This window comes from Stenotrophomonas sp. CASM101, assembly GCF_049384845.1.
In the GTDB taxonomy this organism is placed as follows: domain Bacteria; phylum Pseudomonadota; class Gammaproteobacteria; order Xanthomonadales; family Xanthomonadaceae; genus Stenotrophomonas; species Stenotrophomonas hibiscicola.
In genome coordinates, this window is record NZ_JBMRFR010000027.1 from 17101 (window position 1) to 34575 (window position 17475).

Here is a 17475-nt window from a genome sequence, read left to right on the forward strand (position 1 = left end):
GCCACTGCCATGTCCGAAGTCGCCAACGAAGCGTCGCGTCGCCGCACCTTCGCCATCATTTCCCACCCTGACGCCGGCAAGACCACGCTGACCGAAAAGCTGCTGCTGTTCGGAGGCGCGATCCAGATGGCCGGTTCGGTCAAGGGCCGCAAGGCCGCCCGCCACGCCACCTCCGACTGGATGGCACTGGAAAAGGAGCGCGGCATCTCAGTCACCTCCTCGGTGATGCAGTTCCCGTACGAAGGCAAGATCGTCAACCTGCTCGACACCCCCGGCCACGCCGACTTCGGCGAGGACACCTACCGCGTGCTGACTGCAGTGGACTCGGCGCTGATGGTGATCGACGTGGCCAAGGGCGTGGAAGAGCGCACCATCAAGCTGATGGAAGTCTGCCGACTGCGCGACACCCCGATCATGACCTTCATCAACAAGCTCGACCGCGAGGGCAAGGACCCGATCGAGCTGCTGGATGAAGTGGAAACCGTGCTGGGCATCCAGTGCGCCCCGGTCACCTGGCCCATCGGCATGGGCCAGCGCCTGAAGGGCGTGGTGCACCTGCTGACCGGCGAAGTGCACCTGTATGAGCCGGGCCGCAACTTCACCCGCCAGGATTCCACCATCTTCCCGTCCATCGATGCCCCCGGCCTGGCCGAGAAGATCGGTGCACAGATGCTGGCCGACCTGCGCGACGAGCTGGAACTGGTGCAGGGCGCCAGCCACCCGTTCGACCTGGACGCCTACCGCGCCGGCAAGCAGACCCCGGTGTTCTTCGGCTCGGGCGTGAACAACTTCGGCGTGCAGCCACTGCTGGACTTCTTCGTCGAGCACGCGCCATCGCCGCAGGCGCGCTCCACCACCGGCCGCCAGATCGCACCGGAAGAGAACAAGCTGACCGGCTTTGTGTTCAAGATCCAGGCCAACATGGACCCGCAGCACCGTGACCGCGTGGCCTTCATGCGGGTCTGCTCGGGCCGTTTCAGCGCCGGCATGAAGACCTTCCACGTGCGCACCGGCAAGGAAATGAAGCTGGCCAACGCGTTGACCTTCATGGCCAGCGATCGCGAGATCGCGGCCGAGGCGTGGCCGGGCGATGTGATCGGCATCCACAACCACGGCACCATCTCCATCGGCGATACCTTCACCGAAGGCGAAGCGGTCACCTTCACCGGCATTCCCAACTTCGCCCCGGAACTGTTCCGTCGCGCACGCCTGCGCGATCCGCTCAAGCTCAAGCAGCTGCAGAAGGGCCTGGCCCAGCTGTCCGAGGAAGGCGCAACCCAGTTCTTCCGCCCCCTCACCAGCAACGACCTGATCCTGGGTGCGGTGGGTGTGCTGCAGTTCGACGTGGCCGCCTACCGCCTGAAGGACGAGTACGGCGTGGAAGCCACCTTCGAGCCGGTCAGTGTGACCACCGCGCGCTGGGTCCACTGCAGCAACGAGAAGAAGCTGGAAGAATTCCGCGAGAAGAACGCGCTGAACCTGGCCCTGGATGCGGCCGGGCACCTGGTCTACCTGGCGCCGACCCGGGTCAACCTGCAGCTGGCGCAGGAACGCTCGCCGGACGTGCGCTTCTCGGCCACCCGCGAAGCGGCGCATACCGTTTCGGTGGGCTGATGCCACGGAGGCGGATCCGCGCCTGGTAGATCCACGCCATGCGTGGATAGGCGCGGATTCATCCCCCATACGGTGACGGGCGTGCACATGGCGGCCATCGCGGCGATGATAGGGGGACGCGGGTCCCCCTCCCCGCGAACAACGCCCATGCCCATGTCCACGACGTCTATTGCTTCGATCCGTGAAGAAATCGCCAGCGCCCTGACCCATGGCCTGGGCGCGGTATTCGCCCTGGCCGCCAGTGCGGTGTTGATCACCCTGGCTGCGATCTACGGCGACGGCTGGCAGCTGGCCAGCGCGATCGTATTCGGTATCGCGCTGCTGCTTCTGTACACCGCCTCCACCCTGTATCACGCCATCCAGCATCCGGTCGCCAAGGGCCGGCTGAAGGTGTTCGACCACTGCGCGATCTACGTGCTGATCGCGGGCACCTATACCCCGTTCACCCTGATCGGCCTGCGCGGTCCGTGGGGCTGGGGCCTGTTCACTGCGATATGGGCGCTGGCGCTGGCGGGTGTGGTGTTCAAGCTGTTCTACACCGGCCGCTTCAAGGTGCTCTCCACGGTGATCTACATCGCCATGGGCTGGCTGGTGATCGTGGCGATCAAGCCGATGTGGGCCTCGATCGACGGTGGCACCCTCGCCTGGCTGTTTGCCGGCGGCCTGTCGTACACGCTGGGCACCTATTTCTACCACCGTGAATCGATCCCGTACTCGCATGCGATCTGGCACCTGTTCGTGATCGGCGGCAGTGTCTGCCACTTTGTCGCGGTCACCATGCAGGTGTTGTAAACGACCGCTCGAACGCAGCGCGTGCACGCCATGCACATGGACGCTTCGCGCCCTGTCCACGAAGAGGGGGCAACCATGGCAGCGTGAATGCTGCCGCCTCCACTGCTGCAAAGCGCACACACCGCTGGCGCCTCCGCCGTCCCGGCCCACGTGGCCGGCGCTGGCTGACGATCCTGGTCTTCATGCTGGCGGCAATACTGGTGCTGTTCGCGTTGTGGGACTGGAACTGGTTCAAGGGGCCCGTGGAGCGTGCGGTGCAGGCACGCACCGGCCGCGCACTGCACATCGGGAACCTGGATGTCGACCTCGGCCGCACCAGCACGATCCGCGCCGATGCCATCACCTTCGCCAATGCCAGCTGGGCAAAACAGCCCGCCATGGCCACGGCGGACCGCGTCGAGATCGATGTGCGGATGTGGCCCCTGCTGCGCGGCAGCGTGCAGCTGCCCGAAGTACGCCTGACCCGGCCGGATGTGCTGCTGGAAACCGCACCGCGCAAGGGAGACCCGGGCAACTGGGATTTCCTCGGCAGCAGCACCGGTGGGGCAAGCCCCCAACTCAAGCGGCTGCGCATCGACGACGGTCGCCTGCAGTTCCTCGACACGCTGGGCCGCACCGACATCCTCGTGGACGTGCGCAGCGGCCAACCGAAGCAGGCCGACACTGCGCCACCGCTGCTGGTGCAGGGTAAAGGCCGCTGGCAGGGCAATCCGTTCACGCTGCGCGGCGGCACTGAATCCCCCCTGGAACTGACCGACAGCGACCACCCGTTCCGCATCCATCTCGATGGCCGGGCCGGCGCCACTCACGCAGTCGCCAGTGGCACGCTGACCAACCCCTTCCAGCTGCGCGTGTTCGACCTGCAGTTCGCGCTCAGCGGCCAGGACCTGGCCGATCTCTATCCTCTGCTCGGCATCGCCATCCCGCCCTCACCGCCCTATGCGTTGAACGGACGCCTCAAACGCGACCACGACGTCTGGCGTTACGACAGCTTCACTGGCAAGGTCGGCGACAGCGACCTGGGGGGCAACCTGCAGTTCGAGGTGGGACGCGATCGTCCACGGCTGACCGCCACGCTGCAATCCAGGCGCCTGGACTTTGATGACCTTGCCGGCTTCGTCGGCGCCCCGCCAAAAACCGGCGGCGGCGAAACGGCCAACGCAGAGCAGAAGGCCGAGGCCGCACGGATTGCCGCCCGTGCACGGGTGCTGCCCGACACGCCCTACAACCTGGGCAAGCTGCGCGCCATGGATGCCGACGTGCGCTGGAAGGCCCACCGCATCAACGCCCCTTCGTTGCCGCTGGACGACATGGATGCGCACCTGTTGCTGGATGACGGCGTGCTGCGGTTGGACCCGCTGAACTTCGGCGTCGCCGGCGGCGACATCCGCAGCACGATCCGCATGGACGCGCGCCGTCCGCAGATCAGCACCGCGCTGAAGGCCAGCGTGCGCGGCGTGCAGCTGGGCCAGTTGTTCCCTGACGCCAAGCTGGCTGAACAGGCCAAGGGTGGCATCGGCGGCGAGGTGGACCTGAGCGGCCACGGCAACTCGGTCGCCGCAATGCTCGGCAGCAGCAGTGGCAAGGTCGGCCTGGCGATGGGCCGCGGCCATGTCGGCAACCTGGTAATGGAACTGGCGGGGCTGGACATCACCGAATCGCTGAAATTCCTGGTGACCGGCGACAAGCAGATCCCCCTGCGCTGCGCCTTCGCCGACTTCGGCGTGCGCGACGGCCTGATGACCAGCCAGGCGATGGCGGTGGACACCACCGACACGATCCTCATCGGCGAAGGCACGGTGAGCCTGCGCGACGAGACCCTGGACCTGCTGCTGAAGCCTCGCCCGAAGGACAGGAGCATTCTGGTACTGCGTTCTCCGCTGCACATCAGTGGCACCTTCAAGGACCCGTCATTCCGGCCCGACTTCAAGGCGTTGGGTATTCGTGGCGCCGTGGCCCTGGCGCTGGGCAGCATCGCGCCGCCGGCGGCGTTGCTGGCGACGATCGAACTGGGGCCGGGGAAGGATGCCGACTGCGGCGGGCAGTATGCGAAGTAGGTTTACAGCGTTGTTCGCGGCGCCTGCATTGATCGCGGCTTGAGGGGGACGGGTGACGCAGGCAGGACACGCCGCAAGTACGTCCCTGTAGGCTCGATGGCGCCATCCATGGCGCCAACGGTCCTGCCTGCGTCACCCGTCCCCCTCCCGACAGTTTCCTGCGCGCGCGGAACGAGAGCGGAAATTCAAAGTCAAAAGAAAAAAGCAAAGTCAAAAGCTGTTGCCAACCAAGGTTGGCACCTACAAAAGGCGAGGCACCGCGCATGTACGCACCGCGCTCGCAGAAATGTGTCCAGAGGCGGAGGGCATGGGCGTGCAGGACCGTTGGCGCCATGGATGGCGCCATCGAGCCCCCATGGATGGGTTCACGGCGTGTCCTGCACGCCCATGCCCTCCGCCTCCCCGCAGGACAGGAAGGCGCTGCTCTCAGCTCTGGCTCTGGCTTCAAAAAGCGGGCCGGCGGGCCGCAGGCCCGCCAGCGACACCCTCACCCGGCGACGATGTACTGCTGCAGCTGGTCCAGCTCGCGCCGCTGCGCATCGATCACCGACTTCACCAGGTCGCCGATCGAGATCACCCCCAGCACCTGCGCGCCTTCCACCACCGGCAGGTGGCGGATGCGGTAGTCGGTCACCAGCTGCAGGCAATGCTCCACCTGCTCGCCCGGCGAGACCGTCACTACCTGTGCGGTCATGATCTCGGCCACCGCCGTATCTCGTGAGGAACGATCACGCAGCACGATCTTGCGCGCGTAATCGCGCTCGGAAAGAATGCCGACCAGCCGTGGCCCCTCCATCACCAGCACCGCACCAATACCCTTTTCCGCCATCAGCCGGATCGCATCGATCACCGCCGCCTCCGGCGCGACCGCATGCACTTCAGGAGACTTGCCGTCCAACAGTTGCCGTACCGTGGTCATCTGCCTGCCCTCCAAGGGTGGGTTGCAGGGCAGAGTCTGCCACGGCGGATGCTAGCCACGTGTCAACCAGGTACAACGGCCGCTGCTTGGACTCTTCGTACAGCCGCCCCAGGTACTCACCGATCAGGCCCAGCGCGATCAGCTGCACCCCGCCCAGGAAAAGGATCACCGCCATCATCGTCGGCCAGCCCGCCACCCGGTCGCCATACAGCGCCGCCTTGATGATCACCCACACACCGAATACGAAGGCCACCGCCGCCGTTGCCAGCCCCAGGTAGGTCGCCGCCCGCAACGGCACGGTGGAGAAGCCGGTAATGCCCTCCAGCGCGAAGTTCCACAGCCGCCACAGGCTGAACTTGCTGGTGCCGGCCACGCGCGCATGGCGGTGATAGGGGACCGCGATCCGCTTGAAACCCACCCAACTGAAGAGCCCCTTCATGAAGCGGTGGCGCTCACGCATCTCGCGCAGCGCGCTCAGCGCACGCGGCGACAGCAGGCGGAAATCACCGGTATCGGCCGGGATCGGCGTGCGTGACAGACGACCGATCACCCGGTAGAACATCGCCGCCGTGGCGCGCTTGATCCAGGCCTCGCCGTCGCGGGCCATGCGCGTGCCATACACGTTGTCATGGCCCTCACGCCAGCGCGCGACGAACTGCGGCACCAGTTCCGGCGGATCCTGGCCGTCGGCGTCGAGGATCATCGCCGCGCCTTCGCGCACCAGGTCCAGCCCGGCGGTCAGCGCTGCCTCCTTGCCAAAGTTGCGCGAAAGCCGCAGCGCCGAAATGCGCGCATCGCCCTCGGCCAGCCTGGCGATCACCTCCCAGGTGTCGTCGTGGCTGCCGTCGTCCACATAGAGGATGTGGCCGTCGAGTTCGGGCAGCGCGTCGAGCACCGCGCACAACCGCGGATGCAGCAACGGCAATGCCAGGGCCTCGTTGTAGGCGGCGATGACGAAAGTAAGCCGTTCGCGGGTCATGCCCGGATTGTACGTTGCCGCCGCCCGCAGATCAGGCAGCGCGCGCTCACTCTTCCGAAAGGTACGCGGCCCCACCCAGCTGCCGTGCCTGGCGCTGGATCCAGGCCGCACGCCGCTGCACGTACGGCCCTGGCTTTGCCGCGTTGTAGCGCCGCGGCGCCGGCAACACCGCCGCCAGCCGCGCGCTATCGGCCGGGCTCAACCTGGCCGCGTCCTTGCCCCAGAACTTCTGCGCCGCCGCCTGAGCTCCGTACACGCCATCACCGAACTCGGCGATGTTGGCGTACATCTCCAGGATGCGCTCCTTTGGCCACAGCGCTTCGATCAGCACGGTGTACCAGACCTCCAGCCCCTTGCGGATCCAGCTGCGGCCCTGCCAGAGGAACAGGTTCTTGGCCACCTGCTGGCTGATCGTGCTGGCGCCACGCAGCCGCCCGCCCTTGGCATTGTGGTCGCGGGCCTTCTCGATGGCCTGCAGGTCGAAGCCATTGTGGACGGGGAAGCGCTGGTCTTCGGCCGCCACCAGCGAGATCGGCAGGCTCGGCGCCATCTGGTCCAGGTCGCGCCACTGGTAATGCAGGCGATAGGACCAATCGGCCTCGCCCAGCGCCTCGCCATAGCGCCACAGCATGACCGTGGATACCGGCGGGTCGATGAACCGCAGCACCAGCACCTGCAGGCAGCTGAAGGCCGCCAGCAACACCGGCAGCCACAGCAGCCGTTTCCAGCGCCAGCGCCTGCGGCGTGGGCCTTCTGCTACGGCTTCCACCTTGTGCTGCTCTCCCCCTGCCCCCATTACTGGTGCATCCTTCTTCTATCTGGTTGTCGGCGCATTATCCGGCAACCGCCCCCGTTTACGCGCGATGTGAGCCGATGACCGCCAACCCCGATTCCCTGATCCGCTTCCTGCTGCCCGACGCTGGCGTCCGTGGCGTCCACGTGCGCCTGCAGGCCACCTGGCAGGAAATCCTGTCCCACGCCGCGTACCCGGACACCGCTGCCGAACTGCTCGGCGAGGCCTGTGTTGCCTCGGCGCTGTTCACTGGCCATACCAAGATCGATGGGCGCCTGTCGATCCAGCTGCGTAGCAGCACCGCCCTGCGCACCCTGTTCGCCGAATGCACCGCCGCCGGTACCCTGCGCGGCATCGCCCAGCTCAGCGAGGGGGCCGATGCGCCGCGCGACCTGTCCAGCCTGGGTGATGACGCCCTTCTCGCGATCACCATCGAAAACCCGGGCCTGGACCCGCGCGAGCCGCAGCGCTACCAGAGCCTGGTCGCACTGACCGCACCGGAGCTGGACGAGGCCTTCGAGGACTACTTCCGCCAGTCCGAGCAGCTGCCGACGCGCCTGCTGCTGGCCGCCGACCGCAATGGCGCCGCCGGCCTGCTGCTGCAGAAGCTGCCAGGCGATGAGGGTGACGAGGACGGCTGGGCGCGTGCCAGCGCCCTGTTCGAGACCCTGGGCAAGGCCGAACTGCTGGCCACCCCGGCCGAGCAGCTGCTGCACCGCCTGTTCCACGAGGAGAAGCCGGAACTGATGGGCGACAAGCCGCTGTCCTTCGCCTGCTCCTGTTCCCGCGAGCGGGTCGCATCGATGCTGCAGTCGCTGGGCGAGGACGAGGCACGTGCCGCGGCCGCGGACACCGGCGCCGTCGAGGTCCGTTGCGAATTCTGCGGGCGGGAGTATCACTTTCCTTTGACGGAGTTCGGCATACTGTTCCACGGTGCCGAGGGGACTGTACCGGCGCCAGAACGGCTTCAGTGAACAGCTTGTCTTGCATCTGGGGGGATCAAGGCTTGTTAAGAATTCATAAACACCCTACGATCAAGTTCCCGTCTCTACGGGAACTTCCGTTGTCCGCCCTTGTCTGAACTGGTCCGATGCGTACCTTCCTGCGTCTACCGCTGGCCCTGCTGATCGCCCTTGGCGCGATCACGGGCGCGCACGCGCAGAGCAAGGACACCCGGACCGTGCTGCCGGTATGGAACAAGGGCAGCGGCAAGGTCGAGGCATTGCTGTACCTGGAGCCCACCGGTGAACAGGCTGCCGGCGCCCGCTGGCACTTCGGCCGCAACTCGCTGGATGCGGCCTTCGGCCTGTCCTCCGGCGATTCGCTGGGCCTGCTCTGCAACAGCAGCAGCGGGACCAGCATGAGCGGCCTGGCCAGTCACTGCATGCTGGCCAGCCTGGGTGACGATGACGACCTCAACAGCCGCCGCTTCACCGGGACTGCCGCGCTGAACCGCGGCAGCGGCCGCCTCGGCATCACCGCGGGCACGGGCCGTGAAACCCTGCCGGCGTGGCTGTCCGGCCCGAACAAGACACCCTCGCTGCGCGCCGAGCAGAACGATCTGACCGTGTTCGCGCAGAAGAACATCGGCCGCGAGGGTTTTGTCTCGATTGCCGGTACCTACGCCAAGGCGCGGCTGGTACCGTTGGCCGACGCAGCGCCGTCCATCGCCGACCGCTGGGACAGCAAAAGCCTGAGCATTGGCGCCGGGTACGGCAATTTCACCGGCAGCATCATCGGCCGCGTGATCGACGTGCCGGGCAAGCCTGGCAAGTGGGAAGGCCTGGGCATCGGCCTGACCTGGCGCACCCCGTGGTCCGGCCAGCTGACCGTTGGCGCCGAGAACGTGATCAGCCGGGGCAAGAATCCGTTCTCCCCGCGCAATGAAAGCAATGACGACGGCACCGTGCCGTACGTGCGTTACGAACAGGATCTCTGACCCGGCCCACGTGGGTCTTCACTGCAATGACTTCTTCCGGGCGCCGAAAGGCGCCCGTTGCATGTGCGCGCTCGTGATACACGCAGCGCGCTTTTCGGCGTACTGGATACCGCGCAACGCATGCCGACACACTGTGATACACATCAACGAGAACTTTTTTCGTCACTTTGCGCTAACAAACGAGACATCGTCAGCGCACGTGCACTTCAACCCTTTGATTTCCAGTGTGAAATTTCATTTTTACCAAAATCACAGGCTTGATTAACGCAGCTTTAATTCTTGGCCAACGCCCGCTACTATCGGTTCAGCCCTCGCGATTTGGGAGCGCTTTTCGCTCCCCCGCCGGGCATTAACCCAGCCAAGATTTCTTGGAGAGAGAGAGCCAATGAATTTCCAGTCCAACAAGCTGCGCGACGCCGTTCTGGTCGCGCTCGTTGCCGGTGTGGCGTCCACAGCCACCGCCCAGGCTCAGGAAGCGACCAACCTTGACCGCATCTCGGTCACCGGTTCGCGCATCAAGAGCACCGACATCGAAACCTCGCAGCCGGTCCTGAGCCTGACCCGCGCCGACATCGAAAAGCAGGGCGTGACCTCGGTCGCCGACATCCTGCAGCGCGTCGCCGCCAACGGCGCCGCGCTGAACCGTACGTTCAACAACGGCGGTGATGGCTCGGCCGGCATCAGCCTGCGCAACCTGGGTTCTGCGCGTACCCTGGTGCTGGTCAATGGCCGTCGCTGGACCACCGGTCTGGATGGCAGCGTCGACCTGAACACCATCCCGACCGCGATGATCGAGCGTATCGACGTCCTCAAGGACGGCGCGTCGACCATCTACGGTTCGGACGCGATCGCCGGCGTGGTGAACATCATCACCAAGCAGAACTTCGATGGCGCGGAAGCCAACTTCTACAAGGGCCAGTACAGCGCTGGTGACGGCGAACGCGAAGCAGCCGACTTCACCATCGGTACCACCACCGATCGCGCGTCGCTGATGCTGGGTGTCTCCTACGTGAAGGAAGACAAGGTCATGGCTGGTGATCGCAAGATCTCCGCCGGCGGCCCTCCGTTCTTCGACGGCCAGAGCAGCACCGGCATGCCGGGTTCCTACCTGCGCAATGACGAGCGCTATGTCCTGATCAACGGCGTGGAAACGCCGTTCAATGCCAACGTCCACGGCTACAACACCGCACCGGACAACTACCTGCTGACCCCGCAGGAGCGCACCTCGCTGTTCGCATCGGGCTCGTACAACATCACCGACAACGTCACCTTCCGCACCGAGGCGATGTACAACGAGCGCAAGTCCGAACAGCTGCTGGCCGCCATGCCCGTCACCGGCATGCGCCTGAGCAAGGACAGCATGTACAACCCGACCGGTGAGGACCTGACCGGCGTCAACCGTCGCTTCAACGAGAGTGGCGGCCGTTCGTTCAACCAGAACGTCAAGAACTGGCACTTCTACGGTGGCTTCGAAGGCTTCTTCGAGTTCGCCGATCGCAACTTTGACTGGGACGTCGGCTACCGCTACGACAAGACTGACCAGAACGACCTGACCTATGGCCTGTTCAACCTGGCCAACCTGCGCAACGCCTATGGTCCGTCCGAGCTTCGTGGTGGCGTGCCGGTGTGCGTTACCGCTCCGGGTGGCGACATCATCCAGGGTTGCGTGCCGGTCAATGCGCTGGGCCCGGAAGGCTCGATCAGCCAGGGTGCCATCGACTACACCTCGTTCACCGCCCACGACTCTTCCAACCTGGTGTCCAAGGGCTACTACGCCAACATCTCCGGTGAAATCGCCCAGCTGCCGGCAGGTGCCCTGGCGTTCGCCGCAGGCTACGAGTACCGCAAGGAATCCGGCCAGTTCGATCCGGACGCCTTCATTGCTGCGGGCCTGAGCACCGGCAACGGCGCCAAGCCGACCAAGGGCAGCTATGACCTGGACGAGTTCTTCCTGGAACTGTCGATCCCTGTCCTGGCCGATCTGCCGGGCGCCAAGCTGCTGGACTTCAGCGCGGCAACCCGCTACTCGAAGTACAGCAACTTCGGCAACACTACCAACAACAAGTTCGGCTTCCGCTGGAAGCCGATCGACGACCTGATGATCCGCGGCAACTACTCGGAAGGCTTCCGCGCGCCGAGCATCAGCAACCTGTTCGCAGGTGATGGCGATTCGTTCGAAACCTACGCCGATCCGTGCGCGGCCGCCAATGGCCCGACCGGTGCAGTGCTGGCGCAGTGTATTGCCCAGGGTGTTCCGGCTGGCTTCGTGCAGCCCAATACCCGCGACGATGACGGCGTGCCGCAGTCCGGTGCCGCCCAGACCGCCGAGCCGTTCACCTGGAAGTCCAACCCGAACCTGAAGCCGGAAACCTCGACCAGCAAGACGCTGGGCCTGGTGTGGAGCCCGAGCTTCGTGACCGGCCTGAACGTGACCCTGGACTGGTGGCAGATCAAGATCGATGATGCCATCACCCGTCCGGCAATCCAGGACATCATGAACTACTGCTACGGCGGCTCGCCGGCTGAGCAGGCAGCCTACTGCGGCCTGATCACCCGTGACCCGACCTACGGCACTGCCGCCGAGCGCTACACCATCACCAACGTCGACATGCCGCTGCAGAACCTGGCGTCGTACAAGGTGGAAGGCTGGGATCTGGGCATCCTGTATCGCCTGCCGGAAACCTCGATCGGCCAGTTCACCATTACCCTCGACAGCACCTACCTGAGCAAGTGGGAAACCAAGGCCACCGAAGACTCGGAGGTCGAAGGTCGCCAGGGACGTTACCTCGATCAGGATCCGTACTGGCGCATCCGTTCCAACCTGTACGTCGACTGGTCCTATGGTGATTTCGGCGTCAACTACGGCCTGCGTTACAAGTCGGGGATGACCGAGTCCTGCCTGCTGGGTGGTTCGCTGCGCAACTACTGCTCGGATCCCGAGAACCGCGAGAACCACATGGGCGCGACCACCTACCACGACGTCCAGTTCCGCTACAACACGCCGTGGAAGGGCACCATCATGGTCGGCCTGAACAACGTGTGGGACAAGGATCCGCCGGTCTCGTACTCGACCTCGTACAACATGTTCGACCCGCAGTACGACCTGCCGGGCCGCTACATGTACATGCAGTACAAGCAGAAATTCTGATCGATCCACTGATCGGCTGATGCAGCAACGGCCCCGCAAGGGGCCGTTGTTTTTTGTGCATTCCAGGCTGCGGCAGCACCCAACGAAAAAGGCCGCGGCAATTGCCGCGGCCTTCTGCACTCAACGAAGCAACAACGCTCAACCGTTAGGAATCAGCGTCTCGATCAGGTGCTCCACATAGGCTTCGAAATCCTCGCGCGCCTGCTTCGGCTGCTGCAGCTGCAGCGACAGCTGCAGGAAGCCGACATACGCGGCGTAGGCCAGGCGTGCGCGATGGCGTGCATCGGTCGAGCTGAGCCCTGCCTGGCGGAACGAGGCAACCAGATAGTCGAGGCGACGCTGCGAAACCCGGTCGATCACCGGCCGCACCATCGGATGGTCCAGCGCCTTCAGCAGCTCGCTGTAGATGATGTGCGGCTGCACTTCATGCGCCACCATCTGGAACAGCTGGCGCAGGCGCACGCGCGGATCCGGTACGTCTTCCAGGCTGCCGAACACCTGTTCCTGTTCGAACAGTTCCCAACGCTCCAGCGCCGCCTGCAGCAATGCATCGCGCGAAGGGAAATGCCAGTAGAAACTGCCCTTGGTCACGCCGAGTCGCCGCGCCAGCGGTTCCACCGCAACGGCGCCTACACCTTGTTCAGCAATCAGGTCGAGGGCCGCCTGGGCCCAGTCTTCGGCACTCAGGCGGCTGTTGCGGCCGGCGCGCGGTTCGCCGGCGGAAGCGTCAGGTTGATTCATGGACTGATTTAACCATACGCCGGGGTTCGTTGCAGTACGCCGTTGCAGGCGAAACCGTCAAAGCCCCCCCTGGACCCTAACCTGCAACGCACCATACGATGCAGTATTGACTTCCCCCGCAAGCGATCCATACTAGCAAGTATGGTTATGTCCCCTACTCCCGCTGCGTTCCATGACCTGCGCCTGGAGGCCGCCCATGGCGCCCGCCTCACGGCCACGACCAGCGAGCACGGTCGTCGTGGTCGCGTGCTGTTCGCGCACGGCTTCGGCCAGACCCGCCACGCCTGGAACGCCACCGCACGCGCCCTGTCTGCGGCCGGCCTGCAGACACTCGCTTACGACGCGCGCGGCCATGGCGATTCGGACTGGAATGCCACCGACCTGCCCTATCACGGCGAACAGTTCGCTGATGACCTGATCGTGCTGGCCGGTGAACAGCCGCGTGCGCCGGTGCTCGTTGCAGCGTCGATGGGCGGGCTGTTCGGCCTGCTGGCTGAGTCGCGCTGGCCCGGCCTGTTCTCGGCGATGGTACTGGTCGACATCACGCCGCGCTGGGATATCGCCGGCGTCGAACGCATCCTCGCCTTCATGACCGCCCATCCCGACGGCTTTGCCTCGCTGGCCCAGGCCGCCGATGTGATCTCGGCCTACATGCCTCACCGCCCGCGCAAATCCGAGCAGTCGCTGCGTGCCTTGCTACGCGAAGACGGACACGGCCGCTGGCGCTGGCATTGGGACCCGCGCCTGGTGGCCGAACTGGCCCGCGACAGCGAGCAGCACCAGGACGCACTGGCCGAGGCCGCGCGCCAGGTGAAGTGCCCGCTGCTGCTGGTCAGCGGCGGCCGCAGCGATCTGGTCACGCCGCAGACCGTGGCCGAATTCCTGGCGTTGGCGCCGCACGCGCGCCATGTACAGCTGCCGCAGGCCACGCATATGGTCGCAGGCGATGACAACGACGCCTTTACCGCTACTGTGTTGGACTATCTGGACGTGTTGCCCGCAGCGGATGCTGCGGCTTCGTCCGCCACAAACGAGCACGTCACCGGAGCACGCTCATGAGCATCGTTCTTCCCTTCCTCGCCCTGCTGCTGGCAGGCGCGTTCGTCGCCTACCACCGCATGCGGCTGGTTACCTGGACGCTGATCAGCGTGGCCCTGCTGGTCGCCTGCTGGTTCATCCCCTACGTCAACCAGACCGCTACGATCGTGGCGGCCGCCGTGTTGGCCGTCATCGCCGTGCCGCTGCTGCTGCCGTTCATCCGCAAGCCGCTGCTGACCGGCCCGATGATGAAGGTGTTCCGCAAGGTGCTGCCGCCGCTGTCGCAGACCGAGCGCATCGCGCTGGAAACCGGTTCGGTCGGATTCGAGGGCGAACTGTTCACCGGTGATCCGGACTGGAACATCCTGCTCAACTACCCCAAGCCGCAGCTGACTGCCGAAGAACAGGCCTTCCTTGATGGCCCCGTCGAAGAGTTGTGCGCGATGGTCAACGACTGGGAAATCACCCACGTCCATGCCGACCTGCCGCCGGAGCTGTGGGCCTTCATCAAGAAGAACAAGTTCTTCGGCATGATCATCCCGAAGGAATATGGCGGCCTGGGCTTCTCCGCGCTGGCCCACCACAAGGTGATCCAGAAGCTGGCCTCGGTGTCCTCGGTGGTCAGCTCCACCGTCGGCGTACCCAACTCGCTGGGCCCGGGTGAACTGCTGGTGCATTACGGCACCCAGGAACAGAAGGACCAGTACCTGCCGCGCCTGGCCGATGGCCGTGAAGTGCCCTGCTTCGGCCTGACCGGTCCGTTCGCCGGTTCCGACGCCACCTCGATTCCCGACTACGGCATCGTCTGCAAGGGCGAGTGGAACGGCGAGCAGGTGCTCGGCGTCAAGCTGACCTTCGACAAGCGCTACATCACCCTGGCACCGGTCGCCTCGCTGATCGGCCTGGCCTTCCGCATGTACGATCCCGATGGCCTGATCGGCGATACCCGCGATATCGGCATCACCCTGGGCCTGCTGCCGCGCGACACAGCCGGCGTGGAGATCGGTCGTCGCCACTTCCCGCTGAACTCGACCTTCCAGAACGGTCCGATCCGGGGCAAGGATGTGTTCATCCCGCTGACCCAGCTGATCGGTGGCGCGGCCATGGCCGGCAAGGGCTGGAACATGCTCAACGAGTGCCTGGCCGTAGGCCGCTCGATCACCCTGCCGTCCACCGCCAGCGGTGGTGCCAAGGCCGGTGCGGCCGTCACCGGCGCCTATGCACGCATCCGCAAGCAGTTCGGCCTGTCGGTCGGCCGCTTCGAGGGCGTCGAGGAGGCGCTGGCCCGCATCGGTGGCAAGGCCTACAAGATCAGCGCACTGTCGCAGGCCACCGCCGCGGCGGTCGACCGCGGTGACGTGCCGTCGGTGCCGTCGGCCATCGCCAAGTATCACTGCACCACCATGAGCCGCGAAGTGATCTCGGACATGATGGACGTGATCGGCGGCAAGGGCATCATCCTGGGGCCGCGCAACTTCGCCGGCCGCAGCTGGCAGGCCGCGCCGATCGCGATCACCGTGGAAGGCGCCAACATCATGACCCGCAGCCTGCTGATCTTCGGCCAGGGTGCGATCCTCTGCCACCCATGGGTGCTGAAGGAGATGAAGGCGGCGCAGGATCCGGACACCCGTGCCGGCCTGCAGGAGTTCGACCGCAGCCTGTTCGGCCACATCCGCTACGGCATCTCCAACGCCGTGCGTTCGTTCTGGTTCGGCCTGACCGGCGCGCGCTTCGGCGCCGCTCCGGGTGACGCCTACACCCGCCGCTACTTCCGCAAGCTGGACCGTTACTCGGCCAACCTGGCCCTGATGGCCGACATCTCGATGATGACCCTCGGCGGCAAGCTGAAGTTCAAGGAATCGCTGTCCGGCCGCCTGGGCGACGTGCTGAGCCACGTCTACATGACCAGCGCAATGCTCAAGCGCTACCACGACGAAGGCGCACCGCAGGCCGACCAGCCGCTGCTGGCCTGGGCCTTCCATGACAGCGTGCACAAGATCGAAGAATCGCTGTCGGCCGCACTGCGCAACTTCCCGATCCGTCCGATCGGCTGGCTGATGTGGGCACTGATCTTCCCGCTGGGCCGTCGTGCCGAGGCGCCGGGCGATCGCCTGAGCCGCCGTGTCGCCGCCCTGCTGATGGCGCCGAACGAAGCCCGCGACCGTCTCGCCAATGGCGTGTTCCTGACCCCGTGCGAGAACAACCCGGGTGGCCGCATCAACAGCTACCTGAGCAAGGCGATCATGGCCGAGCCGGTGGAGCGCAAGTTCCTCAAGGCGCTGAAGAGCAAGGGCATCGAGGCGCTGGATTTCAAGAGCCAGCTGGACGAGGCCGTGGCCGAGGGCGTGATCACCCAGGACGAGCGCAGCCTGCTGGAAGAGCTGCGTACGCTGACCCTGGACACGATCACCGTGGACGACTTCGACACCCACGAACTGCGCGCGGCCAGCTACTACGACCGCCAGCACAAGGACCCGCATTCGCAGGCGGCCTGATCGCCCGCGACACGCGTTGCCTTCGACGGCGGGCCTGGGCCCGCCGTCGCTTTATCCGCCGAACGGGATTCCACCATGTCCACGCCCCTGCTCTCGCTCTACAACCGCCTGCAGCGCTGGCCTGCTGGCAACTGGCTTTTCTCGCGCGCGGTGTGTTTCAAGGCGCCCTACTTCGCCAGCATCGCGCCGTGCATCACCCGCCTGGAACACGGCCGCTGCGAAGGGACGCTGGCCGACCGCCGCAGGGTACGCAACCACATCGGCACGGTGCATGCGATCGCGATGTGCAACCTGGCCGAACTGACCGCCGGGTTGATGGTCGATGCATCGCTGCCGAAGGGCATGCGCTGGATCCCGAAGGGGATGCAGGTGCAGTACCTGGCCAAGGCACGAGGCACGCTGCAGGCGGTGGCGCTGCCGGCACAGCCGATTGTCGTCGCGGCCGAAGGCTATGCGCTGCCGGTGACGGTCAGCGTGCGCGACCGGGCGGGAACGGAAGTGTTCAGCGCGGTCATCGACATGTGGATGTCGCCGGCGAAGTAGGTTCCCGCGAACGGCGCAGCCCCTCGTGGGTGGACGCGGGATGCGGTTTATCGGTTGGGCCGGAGGGGGTGGGGCCAGGCGGGGACGCCGTGAATCCGTCCTTGGAGGCTTAGCCGCGCCATCCATGGCGCGGATACCCCGCCCGGCCCCCCCCCCTCCGGCCTCGGACGGATCTCTGCGGCGTCCCCCACGGAAGAGAGAAAGAAGAGCAAAAGCAAAAGCGACCCATCGGCCGCTTTTTTCCATGCACGCAGAATCCACGAGCGCAGCGACCCGCTGTTGCTCTTGATCTTCTTTTTTCTTCTCCGTGGGCTGGCCGCGCACGGAACCTGTCTGAGGCCGGGCGGGTTGGGTTCGCGGGGGTGTCCGCGGCATGGATGCCGCGGCCAAGCCTACACGGACGTACTTGCGGCGTCC

Annotated in this window: 13 protein-coding genes; 9 read left to right on the forward strand and 4 right to left on the reverse strand. The window is 65.5% G+C overall.

Translation table 11 applies throughout. From position 1 onward, the window contains the following. The first annotated feature begins 9 nt into the window (after nt 1-9). The 3 genes from VG543_RS20495 (at nt 10) to VG543_RS20505 (ending at nt 4463) form a co-directional block, all read left to right on the forward strand. A complete protein-coding gene (locus tag VG543_RS20495; RefSeq protein ID WP_019660067.1) occupies nt 10-1614 on the forward strand; it encodes a peptide chain release factor 3 in 1605 nt (534 codons plus the stop codon). Nucleotides 1615-1767: 153 nt separating this feature from the next. Beyond that, on the forward strand, nt 1768-2406 hold the full coding sequence (gene trhA, locus VG543_RS20500) for a PAQR family membrane homeostasis protein TrhA (RefSeq protein WP_019660068.1): 639 nt from the start codon (nt 1768-1770) through the stop codon (nt 2404-2406). 83 nt (nt 2407-2489) lie between these two features. Next, on the forward strand, nt 2490-4463 hold the full coding sequence (locus VG543_RS20505) for an AsmA family protein (RefSeq protein ID WP_423179052.1): 1974 nt from the start codon (nt 2490-2492) through the stop codon (nt 4461-4463). A gap of 487 nt (nt 4464-4950) precedes the next feature. On the opposite strand, the gene VG543_RS20510 is transcribed toward VG543_RS20505, so the two are convergent. Genes VG543_RS20510 through mtgA form a run of 3 tightly spaced genes read right to left on the reverse strand, consistent with a single transcriptional unit; the run spans nt 4951 to nt 7157 of the window. Continuing rightward, on the reverse strand, nt 4951-5382 hold the full coding sequence (locus VG543_RS20510; RefSeq protein ID WP_019660070.1) for a CBS domain-containing protein: 432 nt from the start codon (nt 5380-5382) through the stop codon (nt 4951-4953). Beyond that, the gene (locus VG543_RS20515; RefSeq protein WP_423179053.1) at nt 5342-6361 is read right to left on the reverse strand and encodes a glycosyltransferase family 2 protein; all 1020 of its coding nucleotides are present in this window, start codon (nt 6359-6361) and stop codon (nt 5342-5344) included. The genes VG543_RS20510 and VG543_RS20515 overlap by 41 nt, the downstream gene beginning before the upstream one ends. Before the next feature lie 46 nt (nt 6362-6407). Beyond that, nucleotides 6408-7157, reverse strand: coding sequence for a monofunctional biosynthetic peptidoglycan transglycosylase (mtgA, locus tag VG543_RS20520; RefSeq protein ID WP_134732307.1), 750 nt, complete (start codon nt 7155-7157; stop codon nt 6408-6410). A 77-nt stretch (nt 7158-7234) separates the two neighbouring features. On the opposite strand from mtgA, the gene VG543_RS20525 reads away from it, so the two are divergent. From VG543_RS20525 to VG543_RS20535, 3 genes are all read left to right on the forward strand, one after another. After that, nucleotides 7235-8128: an Hsp33 family molecular chaperone HslO gene (locus VG543_RS20525; protein ID WP_021204702.1), complete on the forward strand. Its 894-nt coding sequence runs from the start codon at nt 7235-7237 to the stop codon at nt 8126-8128. A gap of 116 nt (nt 8129-8244) precedes the next feature. Continuing rightward, nucleotides 8245-9093 carry a hypothetical protein gene (locus VG543_RS20530; protein WP_019660074.1) on the forward strand — a complete coding sequence of 283 codons (849 nt, stop codon included), beginning with the start codon at nt 8245-8247 and terminating at the stop codon, nt 9091-9093. A gap of 385 nt (nt 9094-9478) precedes the next feature. Continuing rightward, the gene (locus VG543_RS20535; RefSeq protein ID WP_423179054.1) at nt 9479-12241 is read left to right on the forward strand and encodes a TonB-dependent receptor plug domain-containing protein; all 2763 of its coding nucleotides are present in this window, start codon (nt 9479-9481) and stop codon (nt 12239-12241) included. Nucleotides 12242-12379: 138 nt separating this feature from the next. Here VG543_RS20535 and VG543_RS20540 read toward each other — a convergent pair whose 3' ends face one another. After that, a complete protein-coding gene (locus tag VG543_RS20540) occupies nt 12380-12982 on the reverse strand; it encodes a TetR/AcrR family transcriptional regulator (protein WP_005418411.1) in 603 nt (200 codons plus the stop codon). A 141-nt stretch (nt 12983-13123) separates the two neighbouring features. Between VG543_RS20540 and VG543_RS20545 the strand changes: the two genes are divergently transcribed. The 3 genes from VG543_RS20545 (at nt 13124) to VG543_RS20555 (ending at nt 17058) form a co-directional block, all read left to right on the forward strand. Then, complete coding sequence (locus tag VG543_RS20545) at nt 13124-14041, forward strand: alpha/beta fold hydrolase (RefSeq protein ID WP_423179055.1); 918 nt, start codon at nt 13124-13126, stop codon at nt 14039-14041. Then, complete coding sequence (locus tag VG543_RS20550; RefSeq protein ID WP_197575684.1) at nt 14038-16515, forward strand: acyl-CoA dehydrogenase; 2478 nt, start codon at nt 14038-14040, stop codon at nt 16513-16515. Before VG543_RS20545 ends, VG543_RS20550 begins: the two co-directional genes overlap by 4 nt. A gap of 75 nt (nt 16516-16590) precedes the next feature. Next, nucleotides 16591-17058 (forward strand): hotdog fold domain-containing protein, encoded by a 468-nt coding sequence (locus tag VG543_RS20555; protein WP_019660078.1) that lies wholly within the window; start codon nt 16591-16593, stop codon nt 17056-17058. Nucleotides 17059-17475: the final 417 nt, after the last annotated feature.

Bases quoted from the DNA above. Each gene is read 5' to 3' on its own strand.
- VG543_RS20495 (WP_019660067.1), top strand. From the start codon at position 10: ATGTCCGAAGTCGCCAACGAAGCGTCGCGTCGCCGCACCTTCGCCATC.
- trhA (WP_019660068.1), top strand. From the start codon at position 1,768: ATGTCCACGACGTCTATTGCTTCGATCCGTGAAGAAATCGCCAGCGCC.
- VG543_RS20510 (WP_019660070.1), bottom strand. From the start codon at position 5,382: ATGACCACGGTACGGCAACTGTTGGACGGCAAGTCTCCTGAAGTGCAT.
- VG543_RS20515 (WP_423179053.1), bottom strand. From the start codon at position 6,361: ATGACCCGCGAACGGCTTACTTTCGTCATCGCCGCCTACAACGAGGCC.
- mtgA (WP_134732307.1), bottom strand. From the start codon at position 7,157: ATGGGGGCAGGGGGAGAGCAGCACAAGGTGGAAGCCGTAGCAGAAGGC.
- VG543_RS20525 (WP_021204702.1), top strand. From the start codon at position 7,235: ATGACCGCCAACCCCGATTCCCTGATCCGCTTCCTGCTGCCCGACGCT.
- VG543_RS20530 (WP_019660074.1), top strand. From the start codon at position 8,245: ATGCGTACCTTCCTGCGTCTACCGCTGGCCCTGCTGATCGCCCTTGGC.
- VG543_RS20535 (WP_423179054.1), top strand. From the start codon at position 9,479: ATGAATTTCCAGTCCAACAAGCTGCGCGACGCCGTTCTGGTCGCGCTC.
- VG543_RS20540 (WP_005418411.1), bottom strand. From the start codon at position 12,982: ATGAATCAACCTGACGCTTCCGCCGGCGAACCGCGCGCCGGCCGCAAC.
- VG543_RS20545 (WP_423179055.1), top strand. From the start codon at position 13,124: ATGGTTATGTCCCCTACTCCCGCTGCGTTCCATGACCTGCGCCTGGAG.
- VG543_RS20550 (WP_197575684.1), top strand. From the start codon at position 14,038: ATGAGCATCGTTCTTCCCTTCCTCGCCCTGCTGCTGGCAGGCGCGTTC.
- VG543_RS20555 (WP_019660078.1), top strand. From the start codon at position 16,591: ATGTCCACGCCCCTGCTCTCGCTCTACAACCGCCTGCAGCGCTGGCCT.